We start from the raw sequence: 23,131 nt of genomic DNA on the forward strand, positions 1-23,131 counted from the left end.
TTGCATCCAGGGAGGATTCAATTTCTTTGGAGTACCCGATGATCTGGCTTTGGAAGTTCCGCATCGGCACACGACTCGCGATGGCGTTTGGCGCCATGATCGTGCTGCTGCTGGCCATCTGCGCTTACGGCGTTCAGAACACCCGTTCGCTGGCCCGCGACCTTGAAGCCACCGCCACCGTCGACCTCGCCCGGCTTGGCCATGCCCATGCGCTGGACAAGAACGCCAGCGTGGTCGCGCAATCAGCCCGCGAGCTCCTGCTGCTGGACGCTGCCGGACCGATCAAGAAGCAACGCGAGCTGATCAATCGCACCCTCGCCGACACCGACACCCAGTTCACCGCCCTGCAGGCGCTGGGTGGCGACGGTGACCTGCCGGCACTGGTAAGCGAGGTGGACACCACCCGCAAAGCCTTCGTCAAGGCGATTGCCAGCTACCTCGACATCCTGGAAAACGGCAGCCCGGACGATGCACGGCGCGCGCTGCTGGTGGAACTGCGGCCGGTGCAGGGCGCCTACGAGAAGGCCCTGCTGGCGATGACCACCGCCGTGCAGGGCAATGCCGCCAGCCGTGCCGAGGCCGGACACCAGATGGCCGCCAGCGACAGCCTGAAGATGATGGTGCTGGGCGGTGTGGCCGTGGTGCTGGCGATTGCCGCCGCCTTGGTCATCACGCGCTCGATCGCGCTGCCGCTGTCACGTGCGATCGCGGCCGCACGCAGCATCCGCGAAGGCCACCTGAGCTACCGCATCGACGTGCGCACGCAGGACGAAGTCGGCGAAGTGCTGACTGCCATCGGCGAGATGCAGACCCACCTGACCGGCGTGATCGAGTCGGTGCACCATGCGGCCCGCGACGTGGCCATCAGCACCGAGGAGATCGCCCAGGGCAACGCCGACCTGTCGAACCGCACCGAGCGCGCTTCCAGCAACCTGCAGGAAACCGCGTCCGCGATGTCAGGCATGGCCCAGACCGTGGCCGACGGCAGCCTGAAATCCCGCGAAGCCTCGGACGTGGCCAACCGCGCCCGCAATGCCGTGGTCGAAGGCGGCCAGGCGGTCGAGAGCCTGGTCGACACCATGACGCGCATTGCCGATTCGAGCAACCGCATCAAGGACATCATCGGCGTGATCGACGGCATCGCCTTCCAGACCAACATCCTGGCGCTGAACGCGGCTGTCGAGGCCGCACGGGCCGGCGAGCATGGCCGCGGCTTTGCCGTCGTGGCCAGCGAGGTGCGCACGCTGGCGGCCCGCGCCGCCGCCGCCGCCAAGGAAATCAAGGGCCTGATCGACGACTCGGCCCAGAAGGTGGCCAGCGGCAACCAGACCGTGACGGAGGTGGGCCAGCGCATCCGCGGCATCGTGACCGAGGTGGTGAGCGTGCGCGAGCTGATCGAGGCCGTGTCGAGTTCCGGCCACCACCAGGAAGCCGGCATCGGCCAGATCAACCAGCGTGTGGCCGATCTGGACCAGACCACTCAACAAAACGCGGCTTTGGTCGAACAACTGGCCGCCACCACCGAATCGTTGAAGAGCCACGCCAACCGGCTGGTCAGCACGGTCGAGTTTTTTCGCATCGACAACACCCCCCGCGCGGCCCTGGCGGCCCCGGTCTGAAGGAGCATTACCCATGTACAAGCGTTCCATCTCCAGCCTGCTGGCCGCCACCCTGCTGGGTGGCCTGATCGTGGCGGCACCGGCCGCCCACGCTGATCCGAAGATCATCAAGAAGGTGCCGCCGGAGTTTCCGGACGAAGCCATCCGCCGCAAGGTGAACGACGGCGTGCTGAAGACCAAGGTGAGCATCGACGGCGCCGGCAACGTGACCGACGTTCAGATCGTCGAAGCGATTCCCGCACCCGCCAAGGTGTTCTCGGGGGCCGCCACCGCAGCGCTGATGAAGTGGAAGTTCGAAGGGTCCGGCAAGCCGGACTCCGCCGACATCAGACTGGTGTTTTCTCAGGAGTGACGCGGCTGTCGCGGGCGGAGCCCGCGACCATGTCGAAGCGGAACATGCGGCACTCGATGGCGCCGTTCCACATCGGCACGCGGCGGCTTTCCTTCAGCCGCATCAGCGTCGGCAGCTTGGCCTCGGGTGTGAGCACCCAGGCGGTCCAGCCGGCGTACTGCTTCTTCCAGTGCGCTGCCAGGCGGGCGTAGAACTCGCCTGCATCGGCCGCGCCTTCAAACTTTTCGCCCGCGGTGTCGCGCTCGGCAAACCGACCAGGCCGCGCCATGCCGGCCGGGCCCTGGCCCGTGCCCTTGGGCGCAATCCGCTCACCATACGGCGGGTTCATCATGATCACGCCGTGGTCCGCCGGGGCGGGCCGTTGCAGCGCATCGCCGGTCTTGAAATCGATGGCCTTCAGCACGCCGGCGCGCTCGGCGTTGCGGGTGGCGAAGTCGGTCATGCGGAACGACACGTCGCCGGTCCAGATGGGCACGCGCGGCGCATGGATGGCGTCTTCGGCGTCTTCGCGCAGGCGGCGCAGGTCGCCCAGGTGGTCACGGAAGGGCAGCAGCTTCTCGAAGGCGAAGCGGCGGTTCATGCCGGGCGCAATGCCGCAGGCGATCTGCGCCGCCTCGATGGCGATGGTGCCGGCGCCGCAGCAGGGGTCGAGCAAGCCGCCGTCTTCCTCGCGGCCATGCCAGCCGGCCGCAGCCAGCATCGCGGCGGCCAGGGTTTCCTTCAGCGGGGCCTCGCCCTTGACCTCGCGCCAGCCGCGCTTGAACAGCGCCTCGCCGGAGAGGTCGATCGACAGGCTCGCGTATTCGGGCCCGAGGTGCAGCACCAGCGCCAGATCGGGGAAACGCGTGTCGACGCTGGGGCGCTCGCCGCAGGCGTTGCGCATCACGTCGCAGACACCGTCCTTGATGCGCAGGGCCGCGAAATTCAGGCTCTGCAGCGGTGAACGCCAGGCCGACGCATCCACCCGCAGCGTGTTGCGCGGCGTGATCCAGTCGTCCCAGCGCACCCGGCAGGCCATGTCGTACAGGTCGTGCTCGTCGCGGTACTGGCCGTCGATGACCTGCCACAGCACGCGCTGGGCCAGGCGGCTGCCCAGGTTCAGGCGCATCGCCATGTCGATGTCGCCGTCCACATACACGCCGCCGCGGCCGGCCTCCAGCTGGGTGCCGGGGGGCAGCAGGCGGGCGCATTCGTCGAGCAGGAAGGGCTCGGTGCCCACCGCGCAGGTGAGGAACAGCACGCCGGTCTCGATGTCCGACGCGGTGCGGGCGGGTGCGGCCACGCGGCGCGGTGCGGAGTTGTCTTCAGTCATAGCGCCTTGCGCAGGTTGGCGGGCGCGATCTTCAGCGCTTCGCGGTATTTGGCGACGGTGCGGCGGGCCACCTGGATGCCCTGCTCTTCGAGCATGTCAGCGATCTGGCTGTCCGACAAGGGCTTGACGGTGCTTTCAGCCGCGACGAACTGCTTGATCAGGGCGCGCACCGCCGTGCTGGAGGCGTTGCCGCCCGCATCGGTGTTGAGCGACGAGCCGAAGAAGTACTTCAGCTCGAAGGTGCCGTAGGGCGTGGTCATGTACTTCGCGGTGGTGACGCGCGAAATGGTCGATTCGTGCAGGCCGAGTTCGTCAGCGATCTCGCGCAGCACCAGCGGCTTCATCGCAATCTCACCGTGGGTGAAAAACGCCTTCTGCCGCTCGACGATGGCCTGCGACACACGCTGGATGGTCTCGAAGCGCTGCTGGATGTTGCGGATGAACCAGCGGGCCTCCTGCAGCCGGGCAGACAAGTGCCCCGCGCCGCGCTGGCCGCGGATGGCCTGGGCGTACAGGTCGCTGACCTTCAGCTTGGGCATCACGTCGGGGTTCAGCACCACCTTCCAGTTGCGGCCCGACTTCATCACGATGACATCCGGCACGATGACCAGACTCTCGGCATGCACAAACGGCCGGCCGGGCTTGGGTTCGCACGCCACGATCATGGCCTGCGCCGCCTTCACCGTCGGCTCGTCGCAGTTGGTCAGGGACATCAGCTTCTTGATGTCGCGGCGGGCCAGCAGGTCCAGGTGGCCCTGAGCGATGGTGATGGCGCAGGCGCGCCCCGGGCTGGCCGCGCGCTGGCGAAGCTGCAGCACCAGGCACTCAGACAGGTTGGCCGCACCGACGCCGGTGGGCTCCATGCTCTGCAACCAGCGCAGGCCGCAGCGCAGCTGATCGAGCAGTTCCTCGCGTGCTTCATCGCCGGTGATGCCCAGCACGTCGGCCACCCGCGAGGCGATGTCTTCCAGCGTGCCGTCGAGGTAGCCGTCGTCATCCAGCGATTCGATCAGCACATGCACCGCGGCGGCGTCCTGCGCGTTCAGGCGCATGCCCAGCAGTTGCTGGCGCAGATGATCCTGCAGCGACGGGCCGTGGCGATTGCGCTCCTGAGGCTCGAAGTCCTCGTCGCCGCTGGCGGTGCCGCTGCCGGCGCTGGGCGTCTCGCGGATGCCGTCGAAGTCATCGCGCTCGGTCCCGTTTTCCCAATCGTCACGCTCGGTCGATCCGAACTCGGCGGCGTCGAGTGTGGCCGGCTCCTCGCCGCCTTCGCCCACGCTGCTGCCGGCCGAGTCCGCTTCTTCGCGGGTGCTGGCCGAGGCGCGGTCGGGGGCGCTGAAATCGAACGGGGTGGCGTCTTCCTCGGGCTCGAGGAAGGGGTTCTGTTCGAGCATCTGCTCGACTTCCTGGTGCAACTCCAGGGTAGACAGCTGCAACAGCCGGATCGATTGCTGCAACTGGGGCGTCAGCGCCAGATGCTGGGACAGGCGAACCTGCAGAGTCGGTTTCATGCCGCCTTACATCTTGAAGTGCTCACCGAGATAGACCCGGCGCACGTCCGGGTTCTCGATGATGTGTTCAGGCGTCCCTTCGGCCAGCACAGCGCCTTCACTGATGATGTAGGCCCGGTCGCAGATACCGAGGGTTTCGCGCACGTTGTGGTCGGTGATCAGCACACCGATGCCACGCGCCTTGAGGAAACTGATGATGCGCTGGATCTCGATCACGGCGATCGGATCAACGCCGGCAAACGGCTCATCCAGCAGGATGAAGCGTGGCTGGGTGGCCAGCGCGCGGGCAATCTCGACTCGCCGACGCTCACCACCCGACAGCGCAGGCGCGGGGGAATCGCGCAGGCCGGTCAGGCTGAGGTCGTTCAGCAGGCCGTCGAGCTGGCGCTGGATCTCGTCAGCCTTGAGCGACTTGCCCTGTGGGTCGTACTGCAGCTCCAGCACGGCGCGGATGTTCTCTTCGACCGTGAGCTTGCGGAAGATCGAGGCTTCCTGCGGCAGGTACGACAGACCCAGGCGCGAGCGCTGGTGGATCGGCTTGCGCTCGATCTGCTGGCCGTCGATGCGGATCTCGCCGGCATCACAGCGCACCAGGCCCACCACCATGTAGAAGGTGGTGGTCTTGCCGGCGCCGTTCGGGCCCAGCAGGCCCACCACTTCACCGGCGCCCACCGACAGGTGCACATTGCGCACCACGGTGCGTGCCCCGTAGGCCTTGCGCAGGCCAGTGGCCTCCAGCCGGCTCTCGGCCGACCCTGCAACCGCCGCGGTGCTCAACGGGCGTCTCCGCCGCCGTTGCGGTTGGTGGCTGGTGCCGGCGCGGGGTCAGGCTCGGCCGCCCGCGGGGTGAACACCAGGCGGGCCTTGCCCGTGGTGCCCGGGCCGGTGGCGGCACCGCCTTCGAAGACGATGGTGTCGGCGCGCTGGTCGTAGGTGATGGTGTCGGCGCTGGCTTCGTCGGACACCTTGCCCGCGCGCAGCACGCGCAGCTTGGCACTGCCAACGAAGCGCACGCGCTCATTGCCGCCGTCGTAGTCGATGCGGTCAGCCTCGGCCTCGACCACTTCGTCCGGCCGGTCACGGCGCTGGCGGAAGCTGGCGGCCTCGCCAGCCTGGCCCACGGCGCGGGCGGTGAAACGGCCCGGCGCCTCTTCACGCACCTCGATGCGGTCGGCCTTGATCAGCAAGCTGCCCTGGGTGACCGAGACATTGCCCTTGATGAGCGTGGTCTTGGTCTTCAGGTCGACGGAGGCCGCCTGCTTGCCGTCGCTTTCAACCACCATCGGCTTGTTGCGATCAGCCTTCTCCGCCCATGCCGCAGCCGTTGCGAGCAACGCAGCAGTGGCCAGCAGGGCACGAAACAGAGGGTGTGAAGTCATTGGCGGGGCATGAAACTTGCAGACGATTCTACGCGCCTGAGCCCCGCCCTCGCGCACCACGGTGGCAAATGGGGGGCACAAACAACGGGCAGCGTGTCACGCACGGACGCCCTGCGTGCAGCTTGCAGGCTGCCGCGGGCCGCCAACATCAAGCCGGGCGCCGCCAGCCATCAGTCGCCGGCACGGCCCCGGTTGTTCAGCCGCGTGCCTTGCGGGCCTGCGCCACCAGGTAGTCGGTCACGGCCAGCGCCGCAGCGTGGCTGCCCGTCAGCGCAGCCGAGGTCAGGAACTTGCCCTGCACGCCGATGGCCGGCACGCCGTCGAGACGCCAGGCTTCGGTCAGCTGCTTGGCCTGGCGGGCCTTGCCGATCACGCTGAACGACTTCATGGTCTCGACCAGCTTGGCGCCGTCGACGCCGTTGGCCGCGGCAAACGCCAGCACGTCGGCTTCGGTGTTCAGGCGCTTGCGTTCCACATGGATGGCGTTGAACACCTTGCGGTGCAGGCTGTCGAGCAGGCCCAGCGCCTCCAGGGCGTAGAACAGCTTCTGGTGAAACTCATGGCTGGGCGTGAAGCCGACCGGCACGCGGCGCACCTGCACATCGGCCGGCTGCTTGCGGGCCCAGGCGTCGAACTCGGGCTCCAGCGCATTGCAATGCGGGCAGCCGTACCAGAAGAACTCGGCCACATCGATCTTGCCGCTGGCCGCCACCGGCACCGGCTGGGCCAGGCGGGTGTACTGCGCCCCTTCCGCCGGGGCGCCCTGCGCGCGGGCCGCTTGAGGCAGGCCGATGGCTGCCGATGCAGCCAGGGATAGGGCAGAAAAGTCGCGACGGTTCATGGCAGGCAATGGGTGAGGTGAAAAACAGCCGGGCAAAAAGCTCAGGGCTTCGGCCGGTCCACGGCCACCAGCGCCGACTCAGCGCCGGCAGACTTCAGACGCTCCTGCTGGGCACGGGCGTCGTCCTTGGTTTCAAACGGGCCGATGCGCACACGGTGCACCGTGCGGCCGCTCTGCTCACGCTCGCTGACCTTGGCGGCAAAGCCCTGCATGGCCAGCTTGGCGCGCTGCTGTTCGGCGTCGTCGGCGCTGGAGAAAGCGCCGGCCTGCACGAAGTAGATCGAGCCGTCCTTCACCGAACCGGGCGACGGCGTGGCCGCGGCGGCCGGTGCCGGCGACTGGCCCGCCAGGATGGCGGCCGGGTCACGGCTGGACTTGGCCGGCTCGGCGGCGGCGTCAGGACGCGACGCCGGCTTGGCGGCTGCCGTGGCCGCAGAGGCCGGCGCAGCCACGATGGGCGCAGCCGCAGCGGGTGCCGAAGCGCCCGAAGCCGGCATGGCCGGACGCGGGGCCTGCTTGCCCGCCAAGCCGGCATTCGGATCCCAGGTCTTGAGCTTCTCGGCCTCGGCGGCGTCTTGCTCGGCACTGCGGTGACCGACCTTGTCGACAAAGGGCACGGGCACCTTGGCGATGTAGAGGGCCACGCCCAGCGCCAGCGCCAGGCCAATCAGCAGGCCGACGATCAGGCCGAGCGCAAAACCGCCGCGCTGACGCGACAAGGACCGGGAAGCCAGGGCGTTCATGCCGTCTCCTGCGCGGGGGTGTCGCGCGACATCTGGTTGGGGGCGCTGACGCCCAGCAGCGCCAGCGCATTGCGCAGCACCGTGCGGGTGGCAGCCAGCAGCGACAGCCGCGCGCGGGCCAGGGCCGCGTCGTCGACCAGGAAGCGCTCGGCGCCGTAATAGCTGTGGAAGGCCGCGGCGAGGTCGCGCAGGTAGAACGCCACGTCGTGCGGCGCCAGATCGCGGGCCGCGTTCGCCAGCATCTCGGGGTAGTCGGCCAGCTTCAGCATCAGCGACAGCTCGGTCGGCGCGGTCAGCAGGCTGCGGTCAGCCTGGGTCAGCGCGTCGGCCGTGATGCCTTGCGTTTCGCCCTGGGCCAGCACCGAGCAGATGCGGGCGTGGGCGTACTGGACGTAGAACACCGGGTTCTCGTCGTTCTGCTTCAGGGCCAGGTCGATGTCGAAGGTGAATTCGGTGTCGGCCTTGCGGCTGATCAGGAAGAAGCGCACGGCGTCGCGGCTGGTCCACTCGATCAGGTCGCGCAAGGTGACGTAGCTGCCGGCGCGCTTGCTGATCTTCACCTCGGCGCCGTCACGCACGACGCGCACCATGGTGTTGAGCACGTAGCTCGGGAAGCCTTCCGGAATGCCAAGACCCACGGCCTGCAGGCCTGCGCGCACCCGGGCAATCGTGCCGTGGTGGTCGGTGCCCTGGCAGTTGATGCAGGTGGTGTAGCCGCGCTCGAACTTGGCCACGTGGTAGCCCACGTCCGGCAGGAAGTAGGTGAACGAGCCGTCGGACTTGCGCATCACGCGGTCCTTGTCGTCGCCGTAGTCGGTCGACTTCAGCCACAGCGCGCCGTCTTGCTCGTAGGTCTTGCCCGAAGCCACCAGCTTGTCCACGGTGTCGGCCACGCGGCCCGAGCTGTAGAGGCTGGATTCGAGGAAGTAGCTGTCGAACTTCACGCCGAAGGCCTGCAGGTCCAGATCCTGTTCATGGCGCAGGTAGGCCACGGCGAACTGACGGATGCTGTCGAGGTCGTCCGGATCACCGGAAGCGGTGAACTCGCGGTCATCGGCCTTGACGGTCTTGCGGGCAAGAAAGTCAGCGGCGATGTCGGCGATGTAATCACCGTTGTAGGCGCTCTCGGGCCATCCGGCGTCACCGGGCTTCAGGCCCTTGATGCGGCACTGCGTGGAGGTCGCCAGCGTGGCGATCTGCACGCCCGCGTCGTTGTAATAGAACTCGCGCAGCACGTCGAAACCCTGGGTTTCGAACAGGTGGCTCAGGCTGTCGCCCAGCGCGCCCTGGCGGGCATGGCCCACGTGCAGCGGGCCGGTCGGGTTGGCCGAGACGAACTCGAGCATCAGCTTCTGGCCGTTCGCGTCCTTCCAGCCGAATCGCTCGCCGGCGCCCAGCACCTCGTCGACCACGGCCTGCTTGGCCGCGGGGGCCAGGCGCAGGTTGATGAAACCCGGACCGGCGATCTCGAGGCTGCTGACCCAGCGCTGCACGGCAGGCTGCTGGTTCAGGGCGGCGATCAGTTGTTCGGCCACGGCGCGCGGGTTCGAGCGCATGGGCTTGGCCAGCTGCATGGCAGCGGTGATCGCCAGGTCGCCATGGGCGGCCTGCTTGGGCGATTCGAATTGGGGGGTGAGGGCGGCGTCAGGGGCCAGCTGCGCGACCGCAGCGGCCAGCGCGCGCTGGAGCTCTGCCTTGGCTTGGATCATGCGCTGATTCTACGTTTGCCCTCTGCCACCAACGCACCGGCCCGGAAAAGACTGCGCTCAGCCCGCCTGTTCGGCGCACTGCACCGCCGCGAGCCGGGCGACGATCGGGGCCCGGACTGCCGCCCGGCGGCCTCGCCGCCTGCGGGTGTCGCCGCTGTCCTTGACCCATCACCAAGCCCCGCTGAACGTGAACGACTCTTCCGACCATGTGGTGACCACCGTGCCGATGGCGCGCAGCGGCTTGCCGACCCACATCGGCAAGTACACGGTGCAGAGCCGCCTGGGGGAAGGGGCGACCAGCGAGGTGTTTCTCGCCCACGACGACTTTCACCACCGTGACGTGGCCATCAAGCAGGCCCGCGACAAGGCCGGGCAGTCGGCGCTGGAGCAGCGTTTCTCCAGCCGCTTCTTCGCCGCCGAGGCCGAGCTGGTCGGCCGCCTGAACCATCCGAACGTGGTGCAGATTTTTGACGCGGTGAACGACCCCGTCGCCCCATACCTGGTGATGGAGTACGTGCCCGGTGTGACGCTGCGCGAGTTCTGCAGCCCGGCGAAGCTGCTGCCGCTGGAGCAGGTGGTGGAAATCGGCTTCAAGTGCGCGATGGCGCTGGGCTATGTCTACCGGCAGGGCATCATCCACCGCGATGTGAAGCCGGCCAACATCCTGGCCGTGATGGACGGCGACGAGGTCATCGACATCAAGCTGACGGACTTCGGCAGCGCCCTGAACCTGACCGCCGACCAGACCCAGGTGCACCGCGTGGGCTCGCTGGCCTACATGTCGCCCGAGCAGCTCGACGGCGCGACGCTCGATTGCCGCGCTGACATCTATGCGCTGGCCGCCGTGCTGTACCACCTGGTGGCAGGTCGTCCGCCCTTCCAGGCCGAGACCCAGGGCGCGCTGCTGCAGCAGGTCTGGCATTCAGACCCGCCCTCGCTGATCGGCTGCCGTGAAGGCGTGAGTGCGGCGCTGGACGGCGTCATCCAGAGCGCGCTGAACAAATCGCGTGAAGGCCGGCCGGCCGATTGGGAAAGCTTCGCCGCGTCGCTGTCGGCGCTGATTGCGCAGCACCTGGTGCCGCGCGGCCGGCTGCAGAAGGTGCTCGACTCGGAGCGCTTCACGCTGCTGCGCTCGCTCGAGTTTTTCACCGGCTTCGACGATGTGGCCCTGTGGGAAGTCGTGCACCGCGCCCGCTGGCAACGCTTCCATTACGGCCACAAGCTGTTCAAGCGGGGCCAGGAGGGCCGCAGCTTCCACATCATTGCCCAGGGCGAGGTGGAGGTGTTCCGCGACGGGCAGCGCGTGGCGCGGCTGGGCGCGGGCACTTCGGTGGGCGAGATGGCCTACCTCGCGCCCAACCCCGACCTGCGCCGCCACGCCACCGACGTCACCGTGGCCGAACCGGCCACCACGCTGTGCTTCACGCCGGACACGCTGGGCGCGCTGTCGGGCGAAACCCGGCACCGCTTCGACGAAGCCTTCATCAAGGTGCTGGTGCGCCGGCTGCATGCCGCGCACGAGGCGCTGGCGCACCCTAGACGCATTCTGTGAACAAGCCGTGATCTGTTTGGGCGCGGTGTGCACCAAACGCCACGTCCGCGCGTTTCTAGTGCTTGCCAGCACGGCGCGGGTCTGATTCCATGACGTGTGGCACTCATGCCCACCCACATCCCTAGGAAGGAGCACCCATGAAAAAGCTGTTCACCGCTGTTCTGTTGTCTGGCGCCGCACTGAGCGTCTTCGCCCAAGCCGCCGCCCCGGCCGCCCCCGCCGCCGAGAAGGCCCCGACCGCGCAGCAAAGCAAGATGGGCTCGTGCAACAAGAACGCCGGCGACAAGAAGGGCGACGAGCGCAAGGCCTTCATGAAGGAATGCCTGAGCGCCAAGGCCGATGGCAAGACCGCCCAGCAGAACAAGATGAAGACCTGCAACGCCGACGCCAAGACCAAGGCACTGAAGGGCGACGAACGCAAGGCCTTCATGAAGGAATGCCTGAGCAAGTAAGCGCTTCCGGCGCAATCTGCGCCGCCTGCCAACGCCCGGTTCAGCCGGGCGTTTTTCATTGGTGTCGCGCTTTCAGGGCGTCATGCTGGGCGGGCGGCTCCAGTAGGCCGCGTCGCCATAGCTGTGCTTGAGGAAGTCGATCCACAGGCGCACGCGCAGCGGCAGGTGCCGGGCGCTCGGGAACACGGCGTAGATGCCGTTGGGGGGTGCTGCGAACTGATCGAGCACGCTGACCAGCCGGCCAGCGGCCAGATCGCCCTGCACCTCCCACGTGCTGCGCCAGGCCAGCCCCATGCCCTGCAGACACCAGGCGTGCAGCACCTGGCCATCGCTGCAGTCCAGCCGGGCGCCGGGGCGCAAATGGGTCACGCTGCCATCCACCGCAAAGGCCCAGCCGCGGGTCTGGCTGGCGTCCGAGCTGAGCGTCAGGCAGGCGTGGCGCGACAACTCGGACGGATGTGCGGGCGTGCCGGCCCGTTGCAGGTATTCAGGCGTGGCCACGCACAGGCGGCGGTTGTCGGCCAGGCGCACGCTGATCAGCGACGAATCCGGCAGATCACCGACCCGCACCGCGCAGTCAAAGCCTTCGTTGACGATGTCGACCACGCGGTCAGACAGGTTCAGCGACAGGCTCACATCGGGGTGCTGGGCGAGAAAGCGCGGCACCAGCGGCGCCACGTGCCGCCGGCCAAAACCGGCCGGCCCGGTGATACGCAAGTGGCCACTCGCTTTCACGCCACCCTCCGAAACGCTGGCCTCCGCGTTGTTGAAGTCAACGATCAGGCGCTGGCAATCTTCCAGAAAGGCGCTGCCCTCGTGGGTCAGGGTGATGCGCCGGGTGGTGCGCAGCAGCAGCTTCACCCCCAACCGCGCTTCCAGCGCGTCCATGCGGCGCCCGATGATGGCGGGCGCGACGCCCTCGGCCTGCGCGGCCGCCGTCAGGCTGCCCTTGGCGGCGACGGCCACGAAGGTTTCAATCTGCTTGAGTCGGTCCATGGCTGCGGGGGCCCTCGCCGGATTTGTGCGTCAAAGTCACAAATCCATGACTTTTCAGGTTGGTAATGTATTGCCAAGTATGGAATAAATTGGCGACATGGAAAAGAGCCTCGCTCCCCGCGCTGTCTTGTTCGACGCGTACGGCACCTTGTTCGACGTCTACAGCGTCGGGCTGACGGCCGGGCAGCTCTTTCCCGGCGCCGGTGAAGCGCTGGCCCGGCTGTGGCGCGACAAGCAGATCGACTACACCCGCCTGGTGTCGATGAGCGGCACCTACCAGCCCTTCTGGGACCTGACCCGCGCCGCGTTGCAGGCCAGCGCCAGCCAGCTGGGCCTGGCCCTGACGGCCGAGAGCGAAGACCAGCTGATGAACCAGTACCGGCATCTCTCGGCTTTCCCGGAGAACCGCGAGGTGCTGCAGGCGCTGAAGGCGCGCGGCATTCCGACCGGCATCCTCTCGAACGGCGACCCGGACATGCTGGCTGTCGCCGTGCGCAGCGCCGGCTTCACCGGCCTGCTCGACCATGTGCTGAGCGTGCACGCCACGCGCCGCTTCAAGACCGACCCGGCCGCTTACCAGGTGGGCGTCGACGCCCTGGGGCTGCCGGCCCGCGACGTGCTGTTCGTCTCCAGCAACGGCTGGGACGCGATCGGCGCCACCTGGTTCGGCTACCGCACCCTGTGGGTCAACCGCAGCGGCGCGCCGCTGGAGCGCCTGGGCACCACCCCGCATCACCAGGGCACGACGCTGCGCGACGTGCTCGACATCGTGGCTTCCGACGCCTGAACGTCGCGCCACACCCTGCTTTCATTCACCGATTCATCTTCCTGACGAGGCTCTCATGACTGCACGCACCACCATCCACGGCCTGCAAGTGGCCACCGAACTGTTCCGCTTCATCGAAGACCAGGTGCTGCCCGGCACCGGCATCGACAGCGCGAGCTTCTGGGCCGGCTTCGACAAGATCGTGGCCGATCTGGCCCCGAAGAACGCCGCCCTGCTGGCCGAGCGTGACCGCATCCAGACCGAGATGGACAGCTGGCACCGCGCCCACCCCGGCCCCATCACCGACATGCCGGCCTACCGCGCCTTCCTGACGCAGATCGGCTACCTCGTGCCGGTGCCCGCGCAGGTGCAGGCCACGGCCACCAACGTTGATGCCGAGCTGGCCACGCAGGCCGGCCCGCAGCTGGTGGTGCCCATCCTGAACGCGCGCTACGCGCTGAACGCCGCCAACGCCCGCTGGGGCAGCCTGTATGACGCGCTGTACGGCACCGACGCCATCAGCGAAGCCGGCGGCGCCGAGAAGTCAGGCGGCTACAACCCGGTGCGTGGCGCACGCGTCATCGAGTTCGCCCGCAACTTCCTCGACCAGGCCGTGCCGCTGGCCGGCACCAGCCACAAGGAAGCGACCGGCTACCGCGTCGAGGGCGGCCAGCTGGTGGTCAGCCTGAAGAACGGCCAGACCGCCGGCCTCGAAACCCCGGCCCAGTTCGCCGGCTACCAGGGCGACGCGGCTGCCCCGCGCAGCGTGCTGCTGGCCCACAACGGCCTGCACATCGACATCCAGATCAACCGCGACACCGCCATCGGCAAGACCGACGCCGCCGGCGTGGCTGACGTGGTGCTTGAAGCCGCACTGTCGACCATCCTCGACCTGGAAGACTCGGTGGCGGCCGTGGACGCCGAAGACAAGGTGCTGGCCTACAGCAACTGGCTGGGCATCCAGAAGGGCACGCTGAGCGAGCAGGTTGCCAAGGGCGGCACCACCTTCACCCGCACGCTGAACGCCGACCGCCTCTACACCGGCCCGCAAGGCGGCGAAGTGCGCCTGCACGGCCGCTCGCTGATGTTCGTGCGCAATGTGGGCCACCTGATGACCAACCCGGCCATCCTGTGGGGCGCTGAAGGCCGCGAGATTCCGGAAGGCATCATGGACGCGGTGGTGACCACCACCATCGCCCTGCACGACCTGCAGCGTCACGGCGCCAACGGCCTGTGCAACTCGCGCCAGGGCTCGGTCTACATCGTGAAGCCGAAGATGCACGGCCCGACCGAAGTGGCCTTCGCCGCCGAGCTGTTCACCCGCGTCGAGCTGCTGCTGGGCCTGCCAGACAGCACCGTCAAGCTGGGCATCATGGACGAAGAGCGCCGCACCAGCGTCAACCTGAAGGCCTGCATTGCCGCAGCCGCCAGCCGCGTGGCGTTCATCAACACCGGCTTCCTCGACCGCACCGGCGACGAGATGCACACCGCCATGCTGGCCGGCCCGATGATGCGCAAGGGCGACATCAAGTCGAGTGCCTGGATTGCCGCCTATGAGCGCCGCAACGTGCTGATCGGCCTGCAATGCGGCCTGCGCGGCCGCGCCCAGATCGGCAAGGGCATGTGGGCCATGCCCGACCTGATGGCCGCCATGCTGGAGCAGAAGGTGGGCCATCCGAAGTCGGGCGCCAACACCGCCTGGGTGCCGAGCCCGACGGCCGCCACGCTGCATGCGCTGCACTACCACCAGGTCAGCGTGGCCGGTGTCCAGCAGCAGCTGGAGCAGGGCGACGCCGCAGCGGCATCGACCGTCAGCGAAGACCTGATGAACAACCTGCTGACCATTCCGGTGGTGGCACAGGCCAACTGGTCGGACGCCGAGCGCCAGCAGGAACTCGACAACAACGTGCAGGGCATCCTCGGCTATGTGGTGCGCTGGGTCGACCAGGGCGTGGGCTGCTCCAAGGTGCTCGACATCCACAACGTCGGCCTGATGGAAGACCGCGCCACGCTGCGCATCTCCAGCCAGCACATCGCCAACTGGCTGCACCACGGCGTGATCAGCGAGACGCAGGTGCGCGACTCCTTCCAGCGCATGGCCGCCGTGGTCGACGGCCAGAACGCCGGCGACGCTGCCTACAAGCCGCTGGTGGCCAACCCGCAGGGCGCCGCCTTCCAGGCTGCCCTGGACCTGGTCTTCAAGGGCAAGGAGCAACCGAGCGGCTACACCGAGCCGCTGCTGCACGCCTGGCGTCTGAAGGTCAAGGCCGGCGCCTGAGTTGCCCTTGCGCCACTTTTGATCTGACGTGACAACGGCGCCCTCGGGCGCCGTTTTTCATGGGGCAAGGTGGTTGATCAGCCGCGCAGGAACGCGTCGTAGCCGGTCTTGCAGATCAGCGCGCCCACCACCACGATGAAGACGCCGCGCACAAAGCCCGCGCCGTGGCGCAGCGCCAGCCGGGTGCCGAGCAGGCTGCCGATGACATTGGTGACTGCCATGACCGCCGCCACATGCCACCAGATGTGGCCCTTGCTGATCAGCAGCACCAGCGCGGCGGCGTTGGTGGCCGTGTTCATCAGCTTGGCCGACGCCGAGGCGTGCAGGAAGTCGTAACCCAGCAGGCGCACGAACAGGAAGACGAAGAAGCTGCCGGTGCCGGGGCCGAAGAAGCCGTCGTAAAAGCCGATGGCCAGGCCGATGCTGCCCGCCAGCACCGCTTCCCGGCGGCCTTCGAAGCGCGGCGCGTGCTCGCGCCCCAGCTCTTTCTTGGCCAGGGTGTAGGCCAGGATGCCCAGCAGCACGAGCGGCAGCGCCTTGCGCATGCCCGCCGGGTTGACGATCGTGAGCATCCACGCGCCACCGAAGCTGCCGATCAGCGCCGCGGCCACGCCGTACCCGAGCGCCTGCCAGCGCAGCGTGACCCGCTGCGCGTACTGCCGCGCCGCCCAGGCCGTGCCCCAGATGGCCGCGCCCTTGTTGCTGCCCGAAAGCGTCGCAGGGTGTGCCGTCGGGAACACGGCGAACAAGGCCGGCAGCAGCACCAGTCCACCACCACCCACGATCGCGTCGATAAAACCGGCGAGCCCCGAGGCGGCCGCAACAATCATCAGTTCAAGCATGGGGGGAGGGGATCAGACAGGTGGGCGGCCCGGAAAAGACAAAGGCGCCGGGGGTAGCCGGCGCCTTTTCATTTTCACACTGTCATCGCGCGGGGCCTGGATAAGGCTGCGCGGGGCATTCGAGTTCTCTTTGTTGTTGGCCCGGTTTGTCTCCTCGGACCCCCTTCTGCGCGCACCATTTGAGGGCGCTGCGCCGAAAGTTGATGCACTGTAAAGGCGCACGACCCTCAGCGCATCAGGGCTAACCCCGGGCCTGTGTGATCCATGCCGCAGCCCGCTCGGCGATCATCAAGGTGGGCGAATTGGTGTTGCCGCTGGTGATCGTGGGCATGACGCTGGCATCGGCCACCCGCAGGCCCACCACGCCGCGCACCCGCAGCCGGCTGTCGACCACAGCCTGGGCGTCGTCGTCACGGCCCATCTTGCAGGTGCCCACCGGGTGGAAGATGGTGGTGCCGATGTCACCGGCCAGTCGCGCCAGGTCGTCATCGCTCTGGAACTGCACGCCGGGCTTCACCTCGCGCGGCTGGTAGGGCGCCAGGGCCGGCATGGCGGCGATGCGCCGGGTCAGCCGCAGGGAATCGGCCGCCACGCGCCGGTCGCTGTCGGTGGACAGGTAGTTCGCCAGGATGGACGGCGCCGCCTGCGGATCCGGCGAGGTGATGGCCACCCGCCCGCGTGACGTCGGATTGAGGTTGCACACGCTGGCCGTGAATGCGTTGAAGTGGTGCAAGGGCTCGCCGAAGGCGTCCAGCGACAGCGGCTGGACGTGGTACTGCACATTGGGCCAGGCGTGGTCTGGCGACGACCGCGTGAAGGCGCCGAGCTGCGACGGCGCCATGCTCATCGGCCCGCTGCGCGACCAGAGGTATTGCAGGCCGATCTGCGCCTTGCCCCACCAGGAATTGGCCATCGTGTTGAGGGTCTTGACGCCGCTCACCTCGAAGACCGCCCGGATCTGCAGGTGGTCTTGCAGGTTGCCGCCGACGCCCGGCAGGTCCAGCCTCGGCGTGATGCCGTGCTGGTGCAACAGCGCGCCGGGGCCGATGCCCGAGCGCTGCAGGATGGCGGGCGTGCCCACTGCGCCCGCTGCCATCACCACCTCGCCCGTGCAACGCGCCTGCACCGGCTCACCGCCGTTCACGGGCACGGCTTCGATGCCCACGGCGCGCAGGCGGCCGCCGGGCAGGTCTTCCAGCAGCACGCGGCTGACATTCGCCCCGGTCCAGACCTGCAGATTGGGTCGACCCACGACCGGCCGCAGAAACGCCTTGGCCGCATTCCAGCGCAGGCCGGAGCGCTGGTTCACCTCGAAGTAGCCCACGCCTTCATTGCTGCCGCGGTTGAAATCGGGCGACGCCGGAATGCCGGATTGCTGCGCGGCGGACGAGAACGCGTCGAGGATCTCCCAGGACAGGCGCTGCTTTTCGACCCGCCACTCACCGCCCGCCCGCTGGCCCTTGGCATCGAAGCCGGGCGCGGCGTGGTACTCATCGCTGCCCCGCCAATGGTCTTCGTGCTGCTTGAACGCCGGCAGGCAGTTGTCCCAGCGCCAGGCGGCATCACCCACCTGCTCGGCCCAGCCGTCGTAGTCGCGCGATTGACCGCGCATGTAGATCATGCCGTTGATGCTGGAGCAGCCGCCCAGCACCTTGCCGCGCGGGTAGCGCAGCTGGCGGCCGTTCAGGCCCGGGTCGGCATCGGTCTTGTAGAGCCAGTCGGTGCGCGGGTTGCCGATGCAATACAGGTAGCCGACCGGGATGTGGATCCAGAGGTAGTCGTCATGACCACCCGCCTCGATCAGCAGCACGCGGCAGTTCGGATCGGCCGAGAGGCGGTTGGCCAGCAGGCAGCCGGCGGTACCGGCCCCCACCACGATGTGGTCATAAACCGGGGCGCTTTGCGTCATGTTCTGTTTGTCTCCTCAGCCCACTGTAGGGCCTGGGCCACGGCTCGGGCACACTTGTGCACCCGCTCTGATCTCAAATTCATTGAAATCAAATGACACCTGACTTGCGCCAACTGCAAGCTCTGCTGGCCGTGGCCACCCACGGCACGCTCGGGCGCGCCGCCGACGCCCTGCATTGCAGCGCCACCGCGGTGTCGATGCAGCTGACCGGCTTGCAGCACCGCCTGGGGGTGACCCTGCTGCGCCGCACGGGCCGCGGCCTGGCGCTGACGCCCGAGGGCGAGCAACTGCTGCCCATGGCCCGCGACGCTGTCGAGGCCGTGGCACGCTTGAGCGCCATGGCCGCCGGCCAGCAGGCTGGGCAGACGACACGCTCCGCCGGCTCGCCCACCGTGCCCGTGGTGCTGGGCACCATCCTCGACCCGGCGGCACTGCGCCTGGGCGAATTCCTGCATGCGGTGCGTCAGCAGGGGCCGCAGCTGCACCCGGAGCTGCGCCACGGCGTGTCGGGCTGGGTGCAGCGGGAAGTGCGCGAAGGCCAGCTGCACGCCGGCTTCTGCCTGGGGCAGCCCGATGCCACGCGCCTGCGGGTGCAGCGGCTGGCCACGGTGCGCTATGTGGTGGTGGCGCCGCGCGGCTGGCAATCACGCCTGCACGGCCGCGGCTGGGACGCCCTGGCCGAGTTGCCGTGGATCGACACCCCGCGTGACTCCGTCCATCACCAGCTGCTGCAACCCGTGTTCAAGGCCGCAGGCACACGGCGCCACACGGTGGCCCGGGTCGACCAGGAAGCCTCGATGATGGACCTGGTCAAGGCAGGTTTTGGCTTGAGCCTGGCCCGCGAAGCCGTGGCCCTGCGCGAAGCCGATCAGGCGGGCGTGGCCATCTCGCGCCAGCATGCGCTGGACACGGCCCTGAACCTGGTGGCCCGGCCCGCCTCTGCGATGTCGACCGACCTGGCGGAGGCCGCTGACGCCGTGAACGTGCTGTTCGACGTGGCGGCCACCGTGTGGCAGCCCGGGCCGCTGCCGGGCAAGCCCGCGAGAGCCCTCAGCGTGCCAGGTGAGACGCCAGCACCGGGAACAGCTTGATCAGGCCGTCGGCCAGCAACTCCACCGCCATCGCCGCCAGGATCAAACCCATCAACCGGGTCATCACGTTGATGCCGGTCTGACCCAGCACTTTCGCAATGCGGCCGGATGCCGAGAACGCCACGAAGGTGGCGGCACCGATCACGACGCCATAACCGACAAGCGCCGCATGCTCCCAGAAGGTGCGGGTCTTCTCGGCGTAAATGACCATGGTGGAGATCGTGGCCGGGCCGGTCAGCAGCGGAATGGTCAGCGGCACCACGGCGATCGACGAGCCCGCGTCAGCCTTGGCCTGGCCTTCGTTGACGTCCTCGCTGCGGCTTTCGGCCGGCTGGGCGTTCAGCATGTGCATCGACGAGATCAGCAGCAGCAAGCCCCCGCCGACCTGGAACGAAGCGATGGAAATGCCGAAGAACTCGATGATCTTCAAGCCCGCCACCGCGCTGATGGACACCACGGCAAACGCCGCGAGTGAGCTGGTGCGGATGGTGCGCTGGCGCTCTTCACGCGAAAACGCCTGCGTGAAGTGGATGAAAAACGGCACCACGCCGATGGGGTTCACGATCGCCAGCAAGGCGATCAGCGGTTTGATCAGGTCCATGCGGCGATTCTGTCCTGAACCGGGTCGACTTCACGAGGGGAAGAACACGGTCTTCACGGGGCAGCGGCGCTCACCCGGCAGCTGCGAGGCTGGCCGCATACCGCAAGCCTTCAGGCGCCCGCGGCCCGTACCAGCTGAGCAATTCGCCGTCGACCAGCTGCACGCGCGCGCCGGGGCACAACTGCTGCGCCAGGGCCAGGTGTTCGTGCCGGAAGTTGTAGGGCTCGCTGGAAAGCAGCACCTGCTGCACATCGGCCAGCCAGGGCTCGTCGCCGTTCACCACCGGGTAACGCGACGCCCCCGTCGCACCACCGTCGGCTGGCGGCCAGGTGTGCCAGTTGGCCTGGGCCAGCAGGCGCGAGATGTAGGTGTCACGCGCCACGGTCATCCACGGCTCACGCCAGATCAGATAAAGCACGCGCTGCGGTGCAAACACCTCGGGGCGAACCTCGGCCAGCGCCAGCTGCAGTTCGGTGCGCAGGGCGGCGGCGCGCTCACGCACGCCGGGCAGGTGGCCAAAGGCCAGCTCGCACTGGGTCAGCACACCGTCCAGATCAGCAGGACACAGCGGGTGCGTCACCAGCAGCTCCACGCCCATGTCGCGCAGGGCATCGGCGGTGTCGCGCCGGTTTTCGTCGATGTTGACCAGCACGTGCGTGGGCGCCAGCCGCGCGAGCTTGGCCAGGTTGACGTCCTTGGTGCCGCCAACCTTGGGCACATCGCGCAGCGCCGCGGCAGGGTGAATGCAGAACCCGGTGCGGGCGACGAGGTGTGGTCCGAGACCCAGCGCCACCAGCAATTCGGTCAGGCTGGGCACAAGGCTGGCAATCCGTACAGGCTTGGAAGGTGACATGTGTCACAGCATGCCTTGTTGTCGGATTTTTGAAGTAAAAAAGAGACACAAACCCATTCCGCGCTTTACTAAGCCTCGCCGATTGGTCACATAATGGGTCGGGGCCGTCCTCGTGCGGTCTCGTGTTTGCTGTGTATGGACGCGGCACCTTCGCTTGATGGTTCACGCTGGGTTGAAGCTCCACATGGTCTTTTTGTGATTGATAGGAGCGTTCCCCATGGGAAACAAGCTTTACGTCGGCAACCTCGCTTACAGCGTGCGCGACGACTCCCTGCAACAAGCATTCGGTGAATTCGGCACCGTCACGTCCGCCAAGGTCATGATGGACCGCGAAACCGGCCGTTCCAAGGGCTTCGGCTTCGTGGAAATGGGCTCGGACGCTGAAGCCCAAGCAGCCGTCAACGGCATGAACGGTCAGCCTCTGGAAGGCCGTGCCATCGTCGTGAACGAAGCACGTCCGCGCGAAGAGCGTCCGGGCGGCTTCGGTGGCGGCGGCGGCCGTAGCGGCGGCGGCTACGGTGGTGGCGGCGGCGGTGGCGGCTACGGTGGTGGTGGCGGCGGTGGCCGTAGCCCCTACGGTGGCGGCGGTGCTGGCGGTGGCGGTGGCCGCAGCCCGTACGGCGGCGGCGGCGGTGGCCGTAGCGGCGGCGGCGGTGGTGGCAGCTATGGCGGCGGTGGCCGCGGCGGCTACTGATCCTCGCGATCAGCTGATCTGAAGAAGGCACAGTGGTTTACCGCTGTGCCTTTTTTCTTGGGCGATTCACTGAATGTGATCGCCCTGCCGTACGCCTGGCCGAGCCAAGGCGCGAAGCCTGACGCTGTTATTCGCCCCGGCGCTTCTTGCGGCCGCGCCCGGCCATGACACGGTCATACAGCGGGTTGGGCAACACCCGCAGCAGCTTGGCCACGACGGCCATCTGCCAGGGAATGACGCGGTAGCTGGTGCCGGCGGCAATGGCCCTGAAGGCCTGGTCGGCGAACTCCGACGGCTGCATCAGGAACGGCATGCCGTAGGTGTTGCCGGCTGTCAGTGGCGTGGCGATGTAGCCCGGCACCAAGGTGACCACCTTCACGCCGAACGGACGGCATTCGCCGCGCAGGCTTTCGCAGTAAGCCACCACGCCTGCCTTGCTGGCGCAATACGCGCCATGACCGGGCAAACCGCGGATGGCCGAGACACTGGCGATGCCCACCAGGGTGCCGCGACGCTGCGCCCGCATGGCGGCCACAAACGGGTGGAAGGTGGCGGCCAGGCCGGTGTTGTTGGTGGCGAAGGTGTCGCGCATCACATCGAGGTCATCACGCTCGGCGGAATCCATGCCGACGCTGATGCCGGCATTCGCGATCACCACATCCGGCAAACCGCACTCGGCCAGGCAACGCTGCCCGGCGGCCACGATGCTGTCGATGTCCTGCACATCGGCGGCGTAGACCTGCGCTTTTTCAGCCGGGATGCCGCTGTCGCGCAGCCACTGCTGCACGGCGTCCGTCCGGCGGGCGACCAGCGCCAGCCGCCAGCCGTCTGCATGAAACCGCGCAGCCAGCGCCTGACCGATACCGCTGGACGCCCCGGTGATGAACACCAGAGGCGCGGCAGCCGTATTCGCGGCACCGCTCACGGCGTCAGATTGCATCGTCACTGGCGTGCCTTCATGTCAAAAGTGGCACGTGCCGGGCCCACCAGCACCAGCTGGCGGGTGAGGTTGTTGAACTGCATAGCATCGGCTGAGAACACCGAAGCGCCTTGCTGCACTCGAATCGGCTTGTCGGCCACCACCAGGTTGTCGGCGGCGCGCAGCTCGATATGCTCGCCGGTCAACTCCACCGGCTCCGTGCCCGGGGCGGTACTCACCACATGGGCGCCGCCCATCAGACTGACGTGCTGACCATCGCCGCTCGCCACGGCCGAGCGGGCGGTGGCCTTGGTCAGGCGCCCTTCGGCCCCATGCGCCACGATGGAAACCACGTCGATCTCCAGCTCATCGTTGTCCGGGAAATGGCGGAGGTGTTCGCCTTCCAGCTCTAGGGCCAGTGCGCCATCACGGGCATAGCGCTGCAGGGTGAAGCGCTCCAGGCGGTAATCGGGCTCGTGGCGGGCGGATTTGTCGCCGCCCGGTGCATCGGCCTGTGGGGCGTGCTTCACCAGCCACCAGGTGCCCAGCGCCAGCATCGCCATCAGCAGCAAGGGCAAGGCGGTGGTCAGCACACCGCGCAGGCGCTCTGACCAGGCCGGCGCCAACCGCCGAGGGCCGCCCGGCGCCGGGCCCAGTGGCAGAGCCACGGGCACCTCAGGCAGGTCGGGCAGGTGCAGCTCAACGCTCATCG

Annotated in this window: 22 protein-coding genes; 8 read left to right on the forward strand and 14 right to left on the reverse strand. The window is 67.9% G+C overall.

Translation table 11 applies throughout. The annotated features are described in order from the left end of the window. Positions 1 to 38: 38 nt before the first annotated feature. Together AACH00_RS09925 and AACH00_RS09930 are read left to right on the forward strand one after the other, a co-directional pair. Positions 39 to 1,619 carry a methyl-accepting chemotaxis protein gene (locus AACH00_RS09925; protein WP_341398961.1) on the forward strand — a complete coding sequence of 527 codons (1,581 nt, stop codon included), beginning with the start codon at positions 39 to 41 and terminating at the stop codon, positions 1,617 to 1,619. Positions 1,620 to 1,632: 13 nt separating this feature from the next. After that, positions 1,633 to 1,971: an energy transducer TonB gene (locus AACH00_RS09930; protein WP_341398962.1), complete on the forward strand. Its 339-nt coding sequence runs from the start codon at positions 1,633 to 1,635 to the stop codon at positions 1,969 to 1,971. On the opposite strand, the gene AACH00_RS09935 is transcribed toward AACH00_RS09930, so the two are convergent. The 7 genes from AACH00_RS09935 to argS form a co-directional block, all read right to left on the reverse strand. Next, the gene (locus tag AACH00_RS09935; RefSeq protein WP_341398964.1) at positions 1,946 to 3,283 is read right to left on the reverse strand and encodes a THUMP domain-containing class I SAM-dependent RNA methyltransferase; all 1,338 of its coding nucleotides are present in this window, start codon (positions 3,281 to 3,283) and stop codon (positions 1,946 to 1,948) included. The two genes, AACH00_RS09930 and AACH00_RS09935, sit on opposite strands and share 26 nt — an antisense overlap. Next, complete coding sequence (locus tag AACH00_RS09940) at positions 3,280 to 4,794, reverse strand: RNA polymerase factor sigma-54 (protein ID WP_341398966.1); 1,515 nt, start codon at positions 4,792 to 4,794, stop codon at positions 3,280 to 3,282. The genes AACH00_RS09935 and AACH00_RS09940 overlap by 4 nt, the downstream gene beginning before the upstream one ends. A 6-nt stretch (positions 4,795 to 4,800) precedes the next feature. Next, positions 4,801 to 5,571, reverse strand: a complete 771-nt coding sequence (lptB, locus tag AACH00_RS09945) for an LPS export ABC transporter ATP-binding protein (protein WP_341398967.1) — start codon at positions 5,569 to 5,571, stop codon at positions 4,801 to 4,803. Further along, a complete protein-coding gene (gene lptA, locus AACH00_RS09950; RefSeq protein ID WP_341398968.1) occupies positions 5,568 to 6,173 on the reverse strand; it encodes a lipopolysaccharide transport periplasmic protein LptA in 606 nt (201 codons plus the stop codon). Before lptA ends, lptB begins: the two co-directional genes overlap by 4 nt. A gap of 196 nt (positions 6,174 to 6,369) precedes the next feature. After that, positions 6,370 to 7,014: a thiol:disulfide interchange protein DsbA/DsbL gene (locus AACH00_RS09955; RefSeq protein WP_341398969.1), complete on the reverse strand. Its 645-nt coding sequence runs from the start codon at positions 7,012 to 7,014 to the stop codon at positions 6,370 to 6,372. 41 nt (positions 7,015 to 7,055) lie between these two features. Next, on the reverse strand, positions 7,056 to 7,757 hold the full coding sequence (locus AACH00_RS09960) for an SPOR domain-containing protein (RefSeq protein WP_341398970.1): 702 nt from the start codon (positions 7,755 to 7,757) through the stop codon (positions 7,056 to 7,058). Then, positions 7,754 to 9,466: an arginine--tRNA ligase gene (argS, locus tag AACH00_RS09965; protein WP_341398972.1), complete on the reverse strand. Its 1,713-nt coding sequence runs from the start codon at positions 9,464 to 9,466 to the stop codon at positions 7,754 to 7,756. Before argS ends, AACH00_RS09960 begins: the two co-directional genes overlap by 4 nt. A gap of 187 nt (positions 9,467 to 9,653) precedes the next feature. Here argS and AACH00_RS09970 point away from each other — a divergent pair, with 187 nt between their 5' ends. Together AACH00_RS09970 and AACH00_RS09975 are read left to right on the forward strand one after the other, a co-directional pair. Further along, positions 9,654 to 11,018 carry a serine/threonine-protein kinase gene (locus AACH00_RS09970; RefSeq protein ID WP_341398973.1) on the forward strand — a complete coding sequence of 455 codons (1,365 nt, stop codon included), beginning with the start codon at positions 9,654 to 9,656 and terminating at the stop codon, positions 11,016 to 11,018. A gap of 137 nt (positions 11,019 to 11,155) precedes the next feature. Further along, positions 11,156 to 11,470, forward strand: a complete 315-nt coding sequence (locus AACH00_RS09975) for a PsiF family protein (protein ID WP_341398974.1) — start codon at positions 11,156 to 11,158, stop codon at positions 11,468 to 11,470. A 72-nt stretch (positions 11,471 to 11,542) separates the two neighbouring features. On the opposite strand, the gene AACH00_RS09980 is transcribed toward AACH00_RS09975, so the two are convergent. Next, complete coding sequence (locus AACH00_RS09980; protein WP_341398975.1) at positions 11,543 to 12,466, reverse strand: LysR family transcriptional regulator; 924 nt, start codon at positions 12,464 to 12,466, stop codon at positions 11,543 to 11,545. A 97-nt stretch (positions 12,467 to 12,563) separates the two neighbouring features. On the opposite strand from AACH00_RS09980, the gene AACH00_RS09985 reads away from it, so the two are divergent. Beyond that, positions 12,564 to 13,253: a haloacid dehalogenase type II gene (locus AACH00_RS09985; RefSeq protein ID WP_341398976.1), complete on the forward strand. Its 690-nt coding sequence runs from the start codon at positions 12,564 to 12,566 to the stop codon at positions 13,251 to 13,253. 55 nt (positions 13,254 to 13,308) lie between these two features. Next, positions 13,309 to 15,510 (forward strand): malate synthase G, encoded by a 2,202-nt coding sequence (locus tag AACH00_RS09990; RefSeq protein WP_341398977.1) that lies wholly within the window; start codon positions 13,309 to 13,311, stop codon positions 15,508 to 15,510. Positions 15,511 to 15,587: 77 nt separating this feature from the next. Here AACH00_RS09990 and AACH00_RS09995 read toward each other — a convergent pair whose 3' ends face one another. Beyond that, entirely contained in the window at positions 15,588 to 16,352 is a 765-nt protein-coding gene (locus AACH00_RS09995) for a sulfite exporter TauE/SafE family protein (protein WP_341398978.1), read from the reverse strand. A gap of 241 nt (positions 16,353 to 16,593) precedes the next feature. Next, positions 16,594 to 18,261 carry a GMC family oxidoreductase gene (locus tag AACH00_RS10000; protein ID WP_341398979.1) on the reverse strand — a complete coding sequence of 556 codons (1,668 nt, stop codon included), beginning with the start codon at positions 18,259 to 18,261 and terminating at the stop codon, positions 16,594 to 16,596. 92 nt (positions 18,262 to 18,353) lie between these two features. Between AACH00_RS10000 and AACH00_RS10005 the strand changes: the two genes are divergently transcribed. Continuing rightward, a complete protein-coding gene (locus AACH00_RS10005) occupies positions 18,354 to 19,352 on the forward strand; it encodes a LysR family transcriptional regulator (RefSeq protein WP_341398980.1) in 999 nt (332 codons plus the stop codon). On the opposite strand, the gene AACH00_RS10010 is transcribed toward AACH00_RS10005, so the two are convergent. Beyond that, positions 19,312 to 19,953 (reverse strand): MarC family protein, encoded by a 642-nt coding sequence (locus tag AACH00_RS10010; RefSeq protein ID WP_341398981.1) that lies wholly within the window; start codon positions 19,951 to 19,953, stop codon positions 19,312 to 19,314. The genes AACH00_RS10005 and AACH00_RS10010 overlap by 41 nt on opposite strands. 70 nt (positions 19,954 to 20,023) lie before the next feature. Then, on the reverse strand, positions 20,024 to 20,806 hold the full coding sequence (locus AACH00_RS10015; RefSeq protein ID WP_341398982.1) for a helical backbone metal receptor: 783 nt from the start codon (positions 20,804 to 20,806) through the stop codon (positions 20,024 to 20,026). A 217-nt stretch (positions 20,807 to 21,023) separates the two neighbouring features. Between AACH00_RS10015 and AACH00_RS10020 the strand changes: the two genes are divergently transcribed. After that, positions 21,024 to 21,500, forward strand: coding sequence for an RNA recognition motif domain-containing protein (locus AACH00_RS10020; RefSeq protein ID WP_341398983.1), 477 nt, complete (start codon positions 21,024 to 21,026; stop codon positions 21,498 to 21,500). Between the two features lie 127 nt (positions 21,501 to 21,627). Here the strand turns inward: AACH00_RS10020 and AACH00_RS10025 are convergent, their stop codons facing one another. Then, positions 21,628 to 22,440, reverse strand: coding sequence for an SDR family oxidoreductase (locus AACH00_RS10025; protein WP_341399187.1), 813 nt, complete (start codon positions 22,438 to 22,440; stop codon positions 21,628 to 21,630). Positions 22,441 to 22,442: 2 nt separating this feature from the next. After that, entirely contained in the window at positions 22,443 to 23,129 is a 687-nt protein-coding gene (gene lptC, locus AACH00_RS10030; protein ID WP_341398984.1) for an LPS export ABC transporter periplasmic protein LptC, read from the reverse strand. Positions 23,130 to 23,131: the final 2 nt, after the last annotated feature.

Source organism: Ideonella margarita, assembly GCF_038066635.1.
In the GTDB taxonomy this organism is placed as follows: domain Bacteria; phylum Pseudomonadota; class Gammaproteobacteria; order Burkholderiales; family Burkholderiaceae_C; genus Ideonella; species Ideonella margarita.